14 protein-coding genes and 1 riboswitch are annotated in these 17,339 nt (G+C 42.7%); of the genes, 6 read left to right on the top strand and 8 right to left on the bottom strand.

Annotated features, from left to right (window positions below; genetic code table 11):
* Window positions 1-18 precede the first annotated feature (18 nt).
* Window positions 19-137, top strand: a riboswitch (SAM riboswitch).
* 78 nt (window positions 138-215) lie between these two features.
* The 5 genes from V6Z54_RS02050 (at window position 216) to V6Z54_RS02070 (ending at window position 7,488) form a co-directional block, all read left to right on the top strand.
* Window positions 216-2,057 carry a bifunctional homocysteine S-methyltransferase/methylenetetrahydrofolate reductase gene (locus V6Z54_RS02050; protein ID WP_338527640.1) on the top strand — a complete coding sequence of 614 codons (1,842 nt, stop codon included), beginning with the start codon at window positions 216-218 and terminating at the stop codon, window positions 2,055-2,057.
* Entirely contained in the window at window positions 2,041-5,469 is a 3,429-nt protein-coding gene (gene metH / locus V6Z54_RS02055; RefSeq protein WP_338527641.1) for a methionine synthase, read from the top strand. Before V6Z54_RS02050 ends, metH begins: the two co-directional genes overlap by 17 nt.
* Before the next feature lie 121 nt (window positions 5,470-5,590).
* Window positions 5,591-5,743, top strand: coding sequence for a hypothetical protein (locus V6Z54_RS02060; protein WP_338527642.1), 153 nt, complete (start codon window positions 5,591-5,593; stop codon window positions 5,741-5,743).
* Window positions 5,744-5,798: 55 nt separating this feature from the next.
* Entirely contained in the window at window positions 5,799-6,530 is a 732-nt protein-coding gene (locus V6Z54_RS02065) for an anti protein (protein WP_338527643.1), read from the top strand.
* A gap of 100 nt (window positions 6,531-6,630) precedes the next feature.
* Complete coding sequence (locus V6Z54_RS02070) at window positions 6,631-7,488, top strand: GNAT family N-acetyltransferase (protein WP_269103968.1); 858 nt, start codon at window positions 6,631-6,633, stop codon at window positions 7,486-7,488.
* Window positions 7,489-7,531: 43 nt separating this feature from the next.
* On the opposite strand, the gene V6Z54_RS02075 is transcribed toward V6Z54_RS02070, so the two are convergent.
* From V6Z54_RS02075 to V6Z54_RS02100, 6 genes are read right to left on the bottom strand one after another with little or no spacing between them, the layout of a single operon-like run.
* Window positions 7,532-9,346, bottom strand: coding sequence for an IucA/IucC family siderophore biosynthesis protein (locus tag V6Z54_RS02075; protein ID WP_338527644.1), 1,815 nt, complete (start codon window positions 9,344-9,346; stop codon window positions 7,532-7,534).
* 13 nt (window positions 9,347-9,359) lie between these two features.
* Window positions 9,360-10,709 (bottom strand): lysine N(6)-hydroxylase/L-ornithine N(5)-oxygenase family protein, encoded by a 1,350-nt coding sequence (locus V6Z54_RS02080; RefSeq protein WP_073979859.1) that lies wholly within the window; start codon window positions 10,707-10,709, stop codon window positions 9,360-9,362.
* Window positions 10,684-11,238, bottom strand: coding sequence for a GNAT family N-acetyltransferase (locus tag V6Z54_RS02085; RefSeq protein WP_041089763.1), 555 nt, complete (start codon window positions 11,236-11,238; stop codon window positions 10,684-10,686). The genes V6Z54_RS02080 and V6Z54_RS02085 overlap by 26 nt, the downstream gene beginning before the upstream one ends.
* A complete protein-coding gene (locus V6Z54_RS02090) occupies window positions 11,235-13,016 on the bottom strand; it encodes an IucA/IucC family protein (RefSeq protein WP_338527645.1) in 1,782 nt (593 codons plus the stop codon). The genes V6Z54_RS02085 and V6Z54_RS02090 overlap by 4 nt, the downstream gene beginning before the upstream one ends.
* Window positions 13,013-14,500, bottom strand: coding sequence for an aspartate aminotransferase family protein (locus tag V6Z54_RS02095; RefSeq protein WP_338527646.1), 1,488 nt, complete (start codon window positions 14,498-14,500; stop codon window positions 13,013-13,015). Before V6Z54_RS02095 ends, V6Z54_RS02090 begins: the two co-directional genes overlap by 4 nt.
* Window positions 14,487-15,833: an aspartate aminotransferase family protein gene (locus V6Z54_RS02100; protein ID WP_058838826.1), complete on the bottom strand. Its 1,347-nt coding sequence runs from the start codon at window positions 15,831-15,833 to the stop codon at window positions 14,487-14,489. The genes V6Z54_RS02095 and V6Z54_RS02100 overlap by 14 nt, the downstream gene beginning before the upstream one ends.
* Window positions 15,834-16,225: 392 nt before the next feature.
* Here V6Z54_RS02100 and V6Z54_RS02105 point away from each other — a divergent pair, with 392 nt between their 5' ends.
* A complete protein-coding gene (locus tag V6Z54_RS02105; RefSeq protein WP_041089754.1) occupies window positions 16,226-16,762 on the top strand; it encodes a serine acetyltransferase in 537 nt (178 codons plus the stop codon).
* On the opposite strand, the gene V6Z54_RS02110 is transcribed toward V6Z54_RS02105, so the two are convergent.
* Window positions 16,757-17,014, bottom strand: coding sequence for a hypothetical protein (locus V6Z54_RS02110; RefSeq protein WP_039177699.1), 258 nt, complete (start codon window positions 17,012-17,014; stop codon window positions 16,757-16,759). The two genes, V6Z54_RS02105 and V6Z54_RS02110, sit on opposite strands and share 6 nt — an antisense overlap.
* A 34-nt stretch (window positions 17,015-17,048) precedes the next feature.
* Window positions 17,049-17,324: a hypothetical protein gene (locus V6Z54_RS02115; RefSeq protein WP_058838825.1), complete on the bottom strand. Its 276-nt coding sequence runs from the start codon at window positions 17,322-17,324 to the stop codon at window positions 17,049-17,051.
* Window positions 17,325-17,339: the final 15 nt, after the last annotated feature.

Genomic DNA, 17,339 nt, shown 5'->3' on the forward strand with positions numbered 1-17,339 from the left:
TGACATGTTCATATTGCTTTCTTATCAAGAGAGGCAGAGGGACTGGCCCTGTGAAGCCTCAGCAACCGGTGTAGTAGAAATCTATTTTCTATGACCAAGGTGCTAAATCCAGCAAGCAACTGCTTGGAAGATAAGGAGAAGAATTACGATACAGCCAAAAAGTCTTCTTCTTATCAGAAGGCTTTTTTTGTTATATAGAAATAAGGAGGAATACAATGGGCCTATTACAAGACTTACAAAATCGCGTACTGATAGCTGATGGAGCGATGGGAACACTTTTATACTCTTACGGCATTGACCGCTGTTTTGAAGAATTAAATTTATCGAAAGCAGATGAAGTGAAACGCGTGCACGAGGCATATGTGCAGGCAGGCGCTGACATCATCCAAACGAACACATACGGTGCGAATTATATTAAACTATCTCGCTACGGCTTAGAGGAAGAAACGAAACGCATCAATACAAAAGCGGTACAAATTGCAAAAGCAGCCGCTGGCTCTGCTTATGTACTCGGAACAATTGGCGGCATTCGAACGTTTAACAAAAATGCCTACTCTATAGAAGAAATCAAACGAAGCTTTAGAGAGCAGCTGTACATCCTATTAAATGAAGAGCCTGACGGATTATTGCTTGAAACGTATTATGACATAGAAGAAGCGAAGGCTGTTCTCCAAATTGCTCGCAAAGAAACGACTCTCCCGATTGTCATGAATGTCTCTATGCATGAACAAGGCGTTTTGCAAGATGGTACCCCGCTGAAGGATGGTTTATCTGAGTTATCATCTCTTGGCGCAGATGTCGTCGGCATCAACTGCAGGCTGGGCCCTTATCACATGATTCAGGCACTCGAGGGCGTTCCACTTTTAGAAAATTCGCATTTATCTGTCTATCCTAACAGCAGTCTTCCGTCTTTTGAAGAAGGCAGACTCGTCTATGATACAGATAACGATTATTTCCGAAAAAGTGCACTTGAATTTAGAAATCAGGGCGCACGCATTATCGGAGGCTGCTGCGGAACAACACCTCAGCATATTAGTGCCATGGCTGAAGCGGTCAAAGATTTAGCACCGATCACTGAAAAAGAAGTGAAGGTGTTAAAAGAAGAAATCATTTCCATCCAAGATCAGCGCACTGAGCCAGGTCTTGATGAGCTGGCTGTGAAAAAACGATCGATTATCGTAGAGCTCGATCCACCGAAGAAGCTGAACTTCGAAAAATTTCTCGTTGCTGCAAATGAATTAAAGAATGCTGGCATTGATGCGTTGACGTTAGCCGATAATTCTCTTGCGACTCCGCGCATTAGCAATGTCGCTTGCGGCGCATTATTAAAGCGGCAGCTTGATATGCGTTCTCTTGTTCATATCACATGCCGCGACCGTAATTTGATTGGGCTACAATCCCATTTAATGGGGCTCGACACCCTTGGATTAACCGATATTTTAGCGATCACAGGCGATCCATCTAAAATTGGAGACTTCCCAGGTGCAACATCTGTGTATGATTTAACCTCCTTTGATTTGATTCGTCTCATCAAACAATTTAATGAAGGCCTTTCTTTCTCAGGAAAGCCTCTTGGCAAAAAGACCAATTTTTCAGTGGCTGGCGCGTTTAACCCAAATGTGCGTCATATTGATAAAGCGGTCAAACGTCTTGAGAAAAAAATCGAATACGGCGCTGATTATTTTATTTCACAGCCTGTTTATTCTGAAGAACAGCTTGTGAAAATTCATGAGGAAAGCCGCCACTTGGATAAACCAATTTACATCGGCATTATGCCGTTAACAAGCAGCCGAAATGCAGAGTTTATTCATCACGAAATTCCAGGCATCAAATTATCTGATTCTATTCGTGACATTATGGCTAAGGCTGGCGAGGATAAAGAAAAGCAGCGAGCAGAAGGTTTAGCGATTGCCCGCTCTTTATTAGATACAGCCTGCGAATTATTTAATGGCATTTATTTAATTACCCCTTTCCTTCGATCAGATTTAACAGCAGAACTGACCACCTACATCCATCAGAAAGAAAAGGAGTCTAACGTCCATGTCAACTATCACTGAACAGCTCAAAAAACGCATCCTCGTCCTTGATGGTGCAATGGGCACAATGATTCAAAACGCCAACCTGACAGCAGAGGACTTTGGCGGAGAAGAGTATGAGGGCTGTAACGAGTATTTGAATGTGACAGCCCCTCACATCATCCGTGCGATCCATAGGGAATACCTCGAAGCAAGTGCCGATCTCATTGAAACAAATACGTTCGGCGCGACAAAGCTCGTCCTTGATGAATATGGGCTTGGCCACCTTGCCTATGAACTCAATATTCGAGCTGCGCAGCTGGCAAAGGCTGAAGCAGACCGTTTCTCCACACCGGATAAGCCACGTTTTGTTGTAGGCGCAATGGGCCCAACAACGAAAACATTGTCTGTAACAGGCGGCACAACCTTCAGTGAGCTCGTCAGAAACTATGAAGAACAGGCCCGCGCTCTAATTGACGGAAAGTGTGATGCCCTTCTTTTAGAAACAAGCCAAGACATGCTGAATGTAAAAGCTGGATTCAAAGGAATTCAGGAAGCCTTTCAGAAGGCAGGCATTCAATTACCACTCATGGTATCAGGTACGATTGAACCGATGGGCACCACCCTTGCTGGTCAGGATATCGAAGCCTTTTATATCTCTCTTGAGCATATGAAACCCATCAGTGTGGGCCTGAACTGTGCGACTGGTCCAGAATTTATGACAGACCACATCCGCACGCTCTCCTCCATCGCAAAGTCAGCGGTGAGCTGCTATCCGAATGCTGGTCTCCCAGATGAAGAAGGCCAATATCATGAATCCCCTGCTTCTCTTGCTAAAAAAATCGCCGCCTTTGCTAAGGAAGGCTGGTTAAATATTGTCGGCGGCTGCTGTGGAACGACACCTGCACATATTCAAGCATTGTCAGATGAAGTACGCACGCTTCAGCCGCGTCATATAACTCGAGGATCACCGCAGCATACCGTATCAGGAATTGAGCCCCTTATTTATGAGGATTCAATGCGTCCTCTTTTTGTAGGTGAACGGACCAATGTCATTGGTTCTCGCAAATTCAAACGGCTCATTGCGGAACAAAAGTTTGAAGAAGCAGCAGAAATTGCTCGTGCTCAGTTGAAAAATGGCGCTCACGTCGTTGATGTGTGTCTGGCTGATCCAGACCGTGATGAGGCAGCAGACATGGAAGGCTTTTTACAAGAAGCCATGAAAAAGGTGAAAGCCCCTTTTGTCATTGATTCAACGGATAAACACGTGATTGAAAAGGCACTCACCTATTCTCAAGGGAAAGCCATCATCAATTCTATTAATCTTGAGGATGGCGTGGAACGTTTTGAAGAGATTCTTCCCCTTGTGAAGCTATATGGCGGTGCACTTGTTGTTGGCACAATTGATGAAATAGGAATGGCTGTGACAGCAGAACGAAAGCTTGAAATTGCTGTACGTTCGCATGATTTGTTAACGAAGAAATATGGAATTCCCGCAAGTGACATTATTTTTGATCCGCTTGTCTTTCCCGTAGGCACTGGAGACGAGCAATATATTGGCGCCGCTGAAGAAACGATCAAAGGCATTAAAATGATCAAGGAAACCCTGCCTGAGTGCCTCACCATTTTAGGCATCAGCAACGTATCTTTCGGACTTCCGCCTGTAGGCAGAGAAATCTTAAATGCCGTTTATTTGTATCACTGCGTGCAAGCAGGGCTTGACTATGCCATTGTGAATACAGAAAAGCTTGAACGCTTCGCTTCCATTCCAAAGGAAGAAATCAAACTAGCTGAGACCTTACTTTATGAAACAAATGACCAAACACTGGCTGAATTCACCCAATTTTACCGCGGCAAAAAGAAAACGGAGAAAAAACCAAAGGTCTCCTTATCACTTGATGAAAGGCTGGCGCTCTACGTCGTCGAAGGAACGAAAGAAGGTCTCATCGATGATCTATCCCTTGCATTGGAGCAATATGAATCGCCGCTTCATATTATCAATGGTCCGTTAATGCAGGGAATGGCTGAGGTTGGTCGTCTTTTTAATCAAAACGAACTGATTGTCGCCGAGGTGCTTCAATCGGCAGAGGTCATGAAAGCATCTGTTTCTTTCCTTGAGCAATATATGGAAAAGCAGCATGCGAGCGGGAAAGGAAAGATTCTTCTTGCGACCGTAAAAGGAGATGTCCATGATATCGGGAAAAACCTTGTCGACATCATTTTGAGCAATAACGGCTTTCAAGTGGTCGACCTCGGCATCAAGGTGACACCTCAAACATTGATTGAAGCTGTGCAAAAGGAAAAACCAGATATGATCGGATTATCAGGCTTACTTGTAAAGTCCGCACAGCAAATGGTACTAACCGCTCAGGATTTACAAAAGGCCAATATTTCTGTTCCTATTTTGGTCGGCGGTGCTGCCCTTTCTCGTAAATTTACGAAAATGAAAATTTCGCCTCATTATGATGGACCTGTTCTTTATGCAAAAGATGCCATGGACGGTCTGTCATTAGCCAATGAGTTAAAAGCGAATCCACTGCAATTTCAAACAAAGCCCGAAGAGGAGCCAGCTGCACCTTTCAAGGAGAAAGAAGGAAAGCAGCCGAAAGCTGTCATTGAATTACTAGAAAAACGCGCAGCCCTCCCGCAGGCACCGGTATTTACGCCAGAAGATACCGCACGCCATTATGTGAGGGACATCGATTTGCATCATATTATGCCTTATGTGAATGAACAAATGCTCATTGGTCATCATCTCGGCTTAAAGGGGAAGGTCAAAACCTTATTAGCTGAACAGCACCCAAAGGCATTGGAATTAAAACAGCTTGTCACAGATCTTCTAAACGAAGGCAGAGAGAAAAACTGGTTTGCGCCTGCATTTGTGTATCAATTCTTCCCTGCCAGTTCAGACGGAAATGATTTGCATATTTATGATCCCGAAAAGCCTGACCGCATCATTGAAACGTTCCAATTTCCAAGGCAGGAGAAGCTCCCGAACCGCTCCATTTCTGATTATGTACGGAAAAGTGATGAAAACGAGAAAAATTATATTGCCTTATTCGCCGTCACAGCCGGCGCGCGTATACGTGAAGTCGCGCAGCAATTTAAGCAGGAAGGAGATTATTTAAAAATGCATGCTGTCCAAGCTCTGGCACTTGAGCTTGCAGAAGGATTAGCTGAAAGAACCCACCAAGTGATTCGTGACAAATGGGGCTTCCCTGACCCAGTCGATTTTACAATGGAAAAACGATTCCAAGCGAAATATCAAGGGCAACGCTATTCCTTTGGTTATCCAGCGTGTCCAAATCTTGAGGACCAAGAAAAGCTGTTCAAGCTGCTTCAGCCTGAAAAAATCGGCATCCACCTGACAGAAGGATTCATGATGGAACCTGAAGCATCTGTTTCAGCGATCGTTGTCTCCCACCCTGAAGCTCGATATTTTAATGTTCATTAACTCTAGAACCTCCGTGATTGGGGGTTCTTTTTCGTTATAAAAATGGAATAAATATCAATTTTTTACAATAATCCACCGATAATATAAATGAAAGAAAATGAATGAATAGGAGATGTTTGTCATGTTTAAAAAGAAAATTGGTTTTTTACTGCTTGCCGGCCTCTTCATCGCTGCCTCTCTCTTCCAATCACCTGCACTAGCAAGTGAAGCATCTACGAAACAAACAAAAAATTATACAGAAGAATTGGAGCAAGCACCAGTATCCAGACAGTGATTATGCCAACAATGATACGATGGAAAAAGCTCAGTTCCTGCAGCCTTCTCTTTATTTGAATAAATCTTATTTATATCACGAGGGAAGTATTTCTTCTATAGATGACGTCGACTTTTACCATTTCACCAGTTCCAAATTTGATGGTGCGGACGGTCGTTTTTCCATTAAACTTGTGAATGTAAAGTCAGGAAATGATTTTGATCTCTATCTTTACAATAAGGACGGCGCGCTTGTGTCTTCCTCTGTGCGGACATACAACCAAAATGAGATCATTCATATGCCGAAAATTGCCGCCAGTACGGATTACTACCTAGCGGTTAAGCCTAAACAATTACTAAATGAAGAAGATAAAATGTACCGCATTGTCTTTGATAAAAGCATTGAAAAAGCAACACTCAAACGATATGGGTCGCCAGCCACACTCAACAGCTTCAATGAAGCCGGTTCTCCAAATTCTAATTTTGATTTAAGCAGCCTGCCGCAGGATGCTGTCGTGACTGGTCTTTCATTAGAGGCTGATAAAGGCAGTACAAACGCACACAATTATGTTTTCACCGTTTCTTCTTTAAAAGGCGGAGCAGTGAATGTACCTTGGAACGGTCAAAAGGTCGATATCTCTTCCTATAAAACAAGTCAGGTTCCAGCAAAAGACCGCTTTTTTGTTTCTTTCAACGCCATAGAGGTCCCTCAGCTTATCGGTGGACGATTAATTAAAGTAGGTGTCGTGTCGATTAAAAACTTGCAGCTCACCTTTGAATATGAATACAACCGTGACCTGAATTATTAATAAGAGGACAAAAGGAAAAGGATCTCCCTTTTCCTTTTTCTTATGCTTTCTTATGGTACGATACATATAGATGAAATCAGCTAAGAAGGAGTGGCGTGTATTGACAAACGTTGTACAACGAACATTAACACTCGATGACATACCCGATCTTATCGCATTGTCAAAAGAGGTCGATTGGCCTGATTACAATGCGGATGAGCTTACATCTCTATTAACAAACGGATATTTTACTGGTTTTTCAACAACGGATGGACAAGTCATCTCATGTGCGGGACTTTTCCAATATGATAAGGCAGCATCAATTGGTGCTGTGATTGTATCTGAGACGCATCGCGGCTTAGGCCTTGCACGGAAAATGATTGACACCCTGCTTCGCCGGAGCGATCAAAGCGTTCCTGTCGTTTTAACTGCTACTGTACAAGGACAGCCCGTTTACGAAAAAATCGGATTTCAAACGGCCGGCTACATTCATACATACAAAGCACAGAGCACGAATCCATCGGCTTTTCGTGTGTCAGGTGGGATTCACCTTTCTCCTGCTGATGAAGCGGACCTTCCGTCTATTGAAGCACTTGACGAAAAAGGTTCAGGTACCAATCGATCAAGCTTTATAAGAAAGCGAATGGATCGAGCATCGTTCCGGCTGATCGCACAGAATGAACATCATGAAACAACTGGATTTGCATTTGGCATCGAAACCCCTGCTAATCTCATGATTGGACCGCTTGCAGCAAACGATGAACAAACGGCGCTCGCGCTCATCCAATCACTCATCTCGTCTTATCCAGGTGCGATTCGTTTAGATATGCAGGAAGAAACTGCTGAGCGTCTGCATGAAACACTTGTTGAAGCAGGATTTACGAAAACAAACGTAGCGCATTTTATGATGATTCGCGGGAAAGAAAAACTAAATGATCCCTCCCTATTCTATTTCCTTGCCTCTCAAGCATTTTCTTAAAAAACAAACAAGCTGTAGACACTTGATGTCTACAGCTTTTCTATTACTTCTCTCCAACTGTCGAAAGAACATGAGCGAGTGCGTTTGTGACCTTTCCATGCTCTGATGCATGCGGGCGGTCATCTCCATCTCCATAGCCATAATCAATCATTCGATTACGATTTAAGCAAAGCTTTGTCAGCTTCGGCTGGAATAGATCAAATAATTCAAAACGGTCTTTTAGCTGTGGAAATTGATTTTGATACTGCTGAATTTCTTCAGCAAGCAAACGCCAAAGAGTCGTTTCATCTAACAGATCGTGATTGTCTAATACATTGGATACATAGCGTAGATTGCAAATAAATAATCCTGTAAAAATAAATTGTACTAGACCTTCTGGCGGCTCACTGCGCAGCACTTCTTTTAAATCTTCTTCTAGTGAAGCTAATTCAGGCAGCGGCTGGTCACTTATATTCACATCATCAACAAAATCTTTGATCGCTAAACGATGCGGCTCATGATTTTTTAACACTAGAATCGTATTTTGACCATGCGGTGAAAAGACTGTGCCGTATTGATACATAAAGTGCAAAAGTGGCGGCATCACGACATGGAAAAACTTCGCCATCCATTCTTTTGCGGAGAGACCTGATTTTTCAATCAGCTGCTTGATATACGGCTCTCCTTCATGATCCTCATATGTGAGTGCCGCAAGTGTAACAGTGCTTTCCCCTTCTTCTAAGTACGTATAGATACTTTCTCTAAAAATGACACCGAGCATCTCGAGATATTGATACGGCGCACCAGGCAGTTTGCTGTAGTATGGATGATCGACATTGATACTTGCATTCTCACCTGGTAAAATGACGCGGCAGACATCAGATAAAAATGAGTCTTGATCAGCAATCCCTTTAATATGTGCTGTAATGCGCGGGGCAATGACCGTACGTTCTGATGGGAGTCCACGGTACACAAGTGTATTTAAAATACTCATTGGCAGTTTAATATGATGCTTGCCTTTATTTGAGATATTTGTAAAGGTTCTGATCGACTGCTGCGGGATATATTGATCCAGCCCCTCTCCTAAATACACAATCCGGCGCAAGGCTAAATCTTCCGGGAAATGCTGAATAATCATATGCGTCCACTGCCACTGATGGACAGGCATCATATAATAGTCAGCTGCATTCAGTCCTTCATCCTTTAACACACGTTGAAATTGACGAATCGTGACTTCATCTAATTCTTTGGCGATTACCTGTTCATAGTTTTCATGATCGACTGCATGGAATGTCGCAAGCTCCCTGTGTACAGCAATCCAAGACAGCTGTACACATTCTTGACGTTCTGGTGCATAGGCTAAGTAATCATCGTAGCTGAATCCTATACGCCCTTTGTTATACACAATCCAAGGATGGCCTGTCATTTCTCCTTCAATCCATGCATAATCCGTATCTGTCAGCTCATCCGCACGAAGTGCTTTTTTCGACAGCAAATGGACATCGGCTAACAAAGTATGGTGAAGCTCTTTGATAAGATGGCCTGTTGTGTCAGAGGACATTGGAATGATCGGCTGAATGTCTAGTAAAAACACAATGGCACTGACATCCTTTGACCATTTTCCATCCTGGCAGCACTCAATTGATTCAGCGATTGTATCAAAACTATCAAACAACCGAGGTTTTGCCAGATAACGATATTTCTTATGTTCATGAATGATTAATTCATACTGGGCAATGCCATCCTTACGATCCAGCTCGACAGGATGAAGCATGTCCTCATACATGTATTCGGACAGCATTTTTGCCACCATACGCTGGTTTGCCTTTTTCCAAGCAGCAGGATTCACCGCTTTTTTCAATTCATCTTGTACACTCATCGCTTCATCCTCCTTAACCTTTGATTTCTTCAAATGTGTGTGCGTTCTTGTGTGTACCAAATGTCTGGAAGACGTGCTTTTGATAAAGTGGATACACGGTTTGACGAGCAAGTTCATTGATGATCACACTGTTTCGATAAGCCCCCAGCCCCAAATCAGGAGCGCCGACCCCATGTGTATGAAGCTCTGCATTTTGTACAAAAATATCATTTTCACCCATCGTATTTGTTTTCAAACGATATTCACGTTCCACTTGGAAACGTCCTTGATCATCCCATTGAATATGGTGGGAAATAGGGTTGATAAATGGCGGCAGAACGGATTGATAGCCAGTCGCCAATACAACAATATCCGTCTCATGCGTAAAGGATTCTTCGTTGACCCATTGCGTGCAGGAAAGTGATAATCCGCCCGCTGTTTCCTCAATCAAGTTGACCTCCGTCATAGCTTGAAGCACTGTGTTCAGCTGCTTTCCGCAGGCAGAACGTTCATAAAGCAAATGATAAATATCACGAATCATCGCCGAACTGATGCCTTTATACAGCAAGTCTTGCTGTTTTAATAACGCATCCTTTTTTGTTTGCGGAAGCTCATAAAAGAAATCAATATAGTCAGGGGAGAAATACTCAAGCCCTAGGTTTGAATATTCCATTGGGAAAAATCCTTTTGACCGTGTGAACCAGTGAATATCCTTCGCTTCATCATCTGATAAAATGTCATAAAACACTTCTGCTGCACTTTGACCAGAGCCGATAACTGTTACAGATTTCCCTTTGAAACAGCCTTCTTTCTTTCGTTTTAAATAGTCAGCTGAGTGAAAAACCTTCTCTCCTAAAGCTGGCTGGAGCGATGCCGGCACTGCGGGCTGCGTGCCAATTCCCAAGACGAGATGTTTGCTTTCAAACACCTCTACAGCTTGATCCTTCACATGACGGACATGCACTTCATACCGCTTTTCCCCTGCCTTTTCAATCAGTGAGACAGATTCGACATTCATGCCAAATCGGCAAGAGTCTAACTGGTCAGCGACCCAGCGGCAATAATGACTGTATTCCTTGCGCGGGATATGGAAGTCCTCTAGAAAGTAAAATGAATACAAACGGTTTTGTTCCTGCAAATAGTTGAGGAAGCTATATTTGCTTTTCACATCTGCCATACTGACAAGGTCCGCTAAAAATGGGACTTGCAGTGTCGTCCCTTCAATGAGCATCCCTGGGTGCCAGTGAAAGGCTTCACTTCTTTCAAAAAACAAAGCGTCGATCTCATTTACCTCTTCAGATAATGCGGCAAGTCCGAGGTTAAACGGGCCAATGCCGATCCCAATTACATCCACTATATTATTTTGCTTGTTGAACCGCGTCATGGTTATACTTCCTTTCGAATCGTTCTCGATCACAAAACATCAAAAGACCTGTTTTATCCGGTAAATTGACTGGTTTTACACGTTCAAAGCCGCATTTTTCAAATACATGAATCATTTTTTCATTGCGAATATCCGGCTCAGCGACGATTTTTTCTGTTCGTTTGTTCTGCTCAAATTGAAATGCTGTCATTGCCTGTAGGAGCGGCGCAGCAAATCCTTTTCCCACATAATCCGGCTCCCCTATTAACAAGTGGATGCCTTGATCATGCGGAGAAGGCTCATAGTAGGATTCAATGATATCTCCTTTCACGTTGTAAGCCTCAAAATAACTCATTGGCGTCCCATCAATCGTGCCTAAATAAAGGGTTTGATGCGGATCATGTATTGCCTGATAAAAATGCTTTTCAAAATCAGGAAATGGAATATTCAAATGCCAAAATGGGTGAACATACTCTTCTTGCATCCACTTATGGACAAGCTGGACGTCTCTTTCATATTCAGCACGAATAAACCTAATACGATGCCTCATCCAATCAGCGCCTCCTTATGTAAAAAGAGCGGATTCAAGACAGCTGTGTAACGAGACTGTGTTTCCAGAGATCCTGTCAGCTCATCCATATCTTCAAATCGTGTCAGCAAATTCGCTTTTGAAGGAAGTTCTTTTGAACGGAGAAGGCTGTTTGTCAGATCAGAAGCTCCGTACATCTCCTCATGAGCAAGCAATGTATCTCTCACGAGTGCCAGCAAGTCTTCTTCCTTTGCTAGTCCTTCTGTGCCAAAGCCATTAATGAGACCAAATAAATGATTAAAGAAGAAATAATAACGGAGTCTCTCAACGGCTACATCATCCGCACAAATGGTTTCACTTCTTACGCTCAAGTTTTGAACTAGATTTGCGAGCTTATCTTTTTTTGATTCACTATAGTAGTAGCCTTGGTTGTCACGATAATAGAAAGTCTCTGGATAACCATCCTTCATTTGCACAACAGCATTTTGCTGATGGGCCTCAAGTGCAAGACCATATGTTTCAAACAGCCAGAGCATCGGCTTTAACGAAATGGTTAAGTATTGTTTAAACCAATCTTGGCTGACCGCTTCTGTTGACCGGCCTTCTGTATCTGCAAGTTTATGAATAATTCCTGCTAACCTTGATTTTCCTCCGTACGCATGATCCTGACACAGCCCAGCAATTAAGCTTGCGCCTTTTTCACGATGCAAGAATGGATTTTGACGAATGACCACTTCAAAGCCAGATTCCGCTTCATCTCCTCGAATAGAGAGATATGCAGGATCTTCAATGACCCGGAATCCAGAGAATTTTTCATATAAAGAAACGCCTAATTCTGTTTTTAAGATGCGGGACATCTCTACTCCTCGATCCAGTTCCTTCTGTTTATTGATGCGTAACGAGTTTGTAATTTTCACAGGAACAGAGAATTTGAGCATGTAAGCAGAATCCTTTTGATAGACCGTTCTAAAGGATGAGGTCGCTGTGTATTCAGACCCGAGCGGTCCTAAATAAGTCAGTTTCCCCTCCTCTATATAACGCTTCACGAATGCCTTCTCCATGACCACTTTGACTTGCAGCGGATGAATCGGAATAAGCACATATTCTCCGTTTTCTGTTAACCTATTCAGTCTCTCTGTTTCTTCTGGAACCTGACGCGAAAGCTCTTCTAACATGAGGCTTGCCGCAGGTTGTGAAATAGATGAATCCTGAAGCACAATCGAATGGTGCGCTTTAAAGTAATGAAGCTGGAAAGCTCCTTTCAGCTCAGGAGAATAAACGGCTTCCTCCTCTTCTGTCATCCCTTGTCTGCTTTTTGGTGTTGGATGTGTTAAATGTCCAAGGAGAAGTGACTGTTCAGCCTCGATGTACTCAAAATCAGCTTGAGATAAAGCAGCTTGATCACTTTCTCTCTCCCGTAAGAATCGTTCAATATTTCTGCAGCTTAAAATGATGCGAAGCATGAATTCATCCTCTGCATCTGTGCGGCCATATGCAATGAGAAGCTCCTTTGAACATAAAGCAACAAGTGTCGTGTAATCGACGATCGTCCCCTCTTGCTGGCTGCCACTCGGACGAAAGCGAATCGGAAAATCAAAGAAATGGCGGCCTACAGATGAAAAGTATCGGATCGGAATCACAAGCTCAAGGTCTTGCTTTGCTAGTTTTGCCACGAATACAAGCGAACCATCTGCTTTCGTCTCTTTTTTTGCAGATCGATCGATTCCTGTTTCACGTAAAAAACAGTTTAAAAAGCTTTGCATTGTTGCATTTTCAGCCATTTGTTTATATTGACTCAACGTAGTACCCTCCCGGATTGAATATGAGCGATCCCGATATCAACGATGTCAGAAAGGATTTCCTCAATATGTGTGATTGTCGTTCTCGGATTTAACAAAGTGAATTTCAAGCATGTTTGACCATCCACCACTGTTTTTGCAATGACAGCAGTTCCTGATTTGAATAGCGTTCGATGGATGATTTTATTGATGTCATCCGCACCCTTAAATCGAAACACTACTGCATTGATTTCTGGCTGAGGATTGATCACTTCAAGGTGATCATTGCTCTCGATAAGCGCAGCCACATCCTTCGCAAAATCAATGGTATGGTCAATCATGTCTCCAAACCCTTCCTCCCCAATCAGACGAAGAGAAAGAAGCAATTTCAGTGCATCAAATCGGCGCGTCGTTTGGACAGATTTATGGACAAGATGTAGTATTCCATCCAGTTCATCTTCTTTTGGATTAAGATAATCTGCATGATAATGGATCAAGCCGAAATGTCTCTTATCCTTCAGCAAAAATGCCCCGCAAGAGATCGGCTGATAAAATTGTTTATGAAAGTCAATCGTGATGGAATCAGCAAGCTCAACACCGTCTAATTTATCTCGGTAGTTTTCACTTAATACAAGCGCTCCACCGTAGGCAGCATCTGCATGAATCCACAGACCATATGGCTTGACGATGTCATACACATCTCGAACCGGGTCAATACTGCCAAAATCAGTTGTCCCGCAAGTCGCCACTACCGCAAAAGGCAGGAGATCCTGCTCCTTTAACTCAACAAGTTTCTTCTTCAAATCGTTGAGGTCCATGCGGTGATGCTCATCTGTCTCTATCAGAACAACCGCCTGCTCCCCTAAGCCTAGCTGGGATGCAGATTTCTTCACAGTGAAGTGAGCATTCTTAGAGCAAAGAATTCTCATGCGGTGAGCCTCACTCGGCAAGCCTTTCTGCTGAACATTCCATTGCCATGTGTTTTCACAAAAAGCATCTCTTGCAAGAAGCAGCCCCATGTAGTTAGATTGGGTTCCACCGCTCGTAAATGTCCCATCTGCTAAATTTCCATAAGAAAACTTCGCACATAGCCACTTTAGAATTTCCTCCTCAACCAAAGATGCAATACCGCTTTGATCGAAGGAATCCATTGATTGGTTAAATGAACTTACTATCACCTCTGCGGCAAGCGCAGGTATAAGCGGCGGGCAATGCAAATGTGCCAAGCATTTAGGATGCGATACATCAACCAGATGTGGCAAAAGGTGCTGCTTTATATCTTGAAAGACAGATTCAATTGATTCGCCAGACGGTTGAAACTGAAATAATGATTCGACACTAGCCGCTAATTTCCCAGGCAATATTCCACTGTATGGGCCTTGGTCTTTTTGCCATTGGTCCTGTAAGCTGTCGATAGATGTATGAAGAGCCGCTTGGAAGGACTCTCTTCCAAGCTGGCTTTGATTGATAAATAATGAATCCACAGAAGCTTTAGTTGATTGCATCGTATACGGCCTCTTTGAAAATAGCGATAACTTGTTCAAGCTGTTCTTCTGTCATGATCAATGGCGGTAAGAATCGAATGACGCTGCCGAAACGGCCTCCTGTCTCTACAATTAAGCCTTTATCGAAGCAATTCTTTTGAATGAGACTGGCTAGCTCAGGATTTGCTGGATAACTTCCATCCACATCCTGCTTTTCATCTGGATTAACTATTTCAGCACCAATCATTAAGCCTCTTCCTCGAACATCACCGATAGCAGGTACATTTTTTTGAATGTCTTTTAGATGAGCCTGCATGCGATTCCCTAACTGGTCAACATGATCAAGCAGATTCGTTTCTTTTATAAATTTAAGCGTAGCGGTTCCTGCAGCCATTGCCATTTGATTTCCTCTAAATGTGCCAATGTGTGCACCTGGATTCCATTGATCCAAATCTTTATCATAAATCACAACTGAAAGCGGCAGGCTGCCACCAATGGCTTTAGATAATACAATGACGTCCGGCACAATTCCTGCATGTTCAAAAGCAAACATCTTACCTGTTCGGCCAATGCCTGATTGAACCTCATCGATGATGAGCGGAATACCTTTTTCATTTGTGATTCTTCTCATTTCTTGCATCCATTCAATAGATGCTGGAATTGAGCCTCCCTCACCTTGTACTGCTTCAAAGATCATACCTGCTGGCGGAAGAATACCACTTTCAGGATCATTTAATACACGCTCAATATAAGAGCTGGAAATGCGGTGTGAATCTTTCCCGCCAATTCCGAATGGGCAGCGATATTCATATGGATAAGGCATGAAATGCACATCTGGGATTAACCCTTGCACTCTTTCCTTTGGAGACAAATTCCCGCTTAATGACATCGTGCCATGTGTCGCACCGTGATAAGCACCGTGGAAAGAAAGAATGGAACGATTTCCTGTCGCTGTCTTGACTAATTTAATCGCAGCTTCTATGGCATCACCGCCAGTTGGTCCACAAAATTGAATTTTTGCTCTCTTTGCAAACTCTTCTGGCAGGTGAGAAAAAATTTCATTCACAAACTCTTCTTTAATTTCTGAGGTTATGTCCAACGTATGCAATGGCCTTTTTTCATGAAGCATACGTTCAATAGCTTCTATCACAACCGGATGATTGTGGCCAAGTGCAAGTGTTCCTGCACCTGCTAGACAGTCATAAAACTCTCTGCCATCCGCATCTGTCACGATCATGCCCTCGGCTTTTTGCATGGCTAATGGGAACCGTCTCGGGTAAGACCTTGCATTAGATTCTCTTTGACTTTGCTGCTCTAAAAATTGCTGATTTTTAGAAACGGTTTTGATGGACATAATAAAACACTCCTCCAATTGATAAAGATTATCATTATCATTTTCATTTACTAGCCTAGAGGATGTGAGATAGGAAAGTCAATTGTATTCAAAAAGATGATTCGAAAAGCATATGAATACAATATTCTCTTTTTAATGAGTATTTTCGAGTAATTTTTACAAACCTTACTGCCATAAGGAGATGGAACGCATGAGACGGATTGACATTGAAAAAAATTACAAATCATTTTTCCTGGTTCATTTGTTCTATTCAATTCAAAGCGCTCATTTTATGCAGAAATTTGGATGAAATGAAGGTAGAAAATTGAAGAAATCACACTGTTTTTTCTTGATATAAATGGTTTGGGTGGTATAATTTCTCTGAAACATAAGGGATGGAGAGGGGAATTTTGATGATTTTAACAAAGCACGATCTTCACCATTACTTAACGCAGGATAAGAAAGCATTAGCTATCACGCGCAGAAGGCCAAAATGGTTTGGGGACGATATATGGAAATATCAAAGGTATTTACGAAAATATGAATACTATTCTAATAGCGGCGCTACATTGCGCAAATGGTTTTACCGCTATTTACATAAAAAGAAAGGGATGCAGCTTGGCTTTGATATCCCAATTGGCGTCTTTGGCCCCGGCCTTAGAATCAATCATACTGGCCTCTTAATTGTAAATAAGCACGCAAAAATTGGGGCATTTTGTGATATTCATCAAGGGGTGAATATTGGTCAAAACCATTCCGAAAAGGATGTACCAACCATTGGAGATCACGTATGGATTGGGCCCGGTGCTAAGCTGTTTGGAGACATTTATATTGCAAATCATATCTCAATTGGAGCAAATGCCGTGGTGAATCATTCCTTTCATGAAGAGCAGATCGTCATTGCTGGTGTGCCGGCTCAAAAGGTAAAAGAAAAAGGCCCTTCTTCATGAAGGCGCCTGATAAAAAAGAATTACACCGATTAAAACAGAGATGAGCAGCATGAGATAAAACAAGATGGTTAAAATCAAGATCGTCCAGCCCAGCCCCTTCCTCTCTGTCTTGATCAAATAAATGCCGAGTACGATGGTACTAAAAAGCACGCCTAAAATGGCCCACAGCCATTTGTCTTTGTGATGCTTTGGCGCATCAAACCATAAATAGATAGCAACAGCAAGTGAAACGAATAGACCCGTTATTCTCAAGATTAAACTCCCCCTTATTATGTATACGCGCTCTCTATGATGCGTTTGAGTATCCGATGATCAGCAACAGGAAGTAAAAGACATAGGCTAGTATAGCAATAGAATAGATGATGATGGACACGATCAGAACTGTCCAGCCCAATCCTTTTCTTCCTGTTTTGATGAGGTATATCCCAAATGCAAAGAGCCCGAATAAAAGACCTAAAATAGACCATAACCATTTATTTTTCCCATGTTTTGGTGCATCTATCAATAGATAGATTGCGACTAAAATAGAAACAAACCATCCAGTGATCCAGCCCACATTCATCTGCCACCCTTCTTC

The organism is Bacillus sp. MAG717A (genome assembly GCF_036884855.1).
GTDB lineage: Bacteria > Bacillota > Bacilli > Bacillales > Bacillaceae > Bacillus > Bacillus safensis.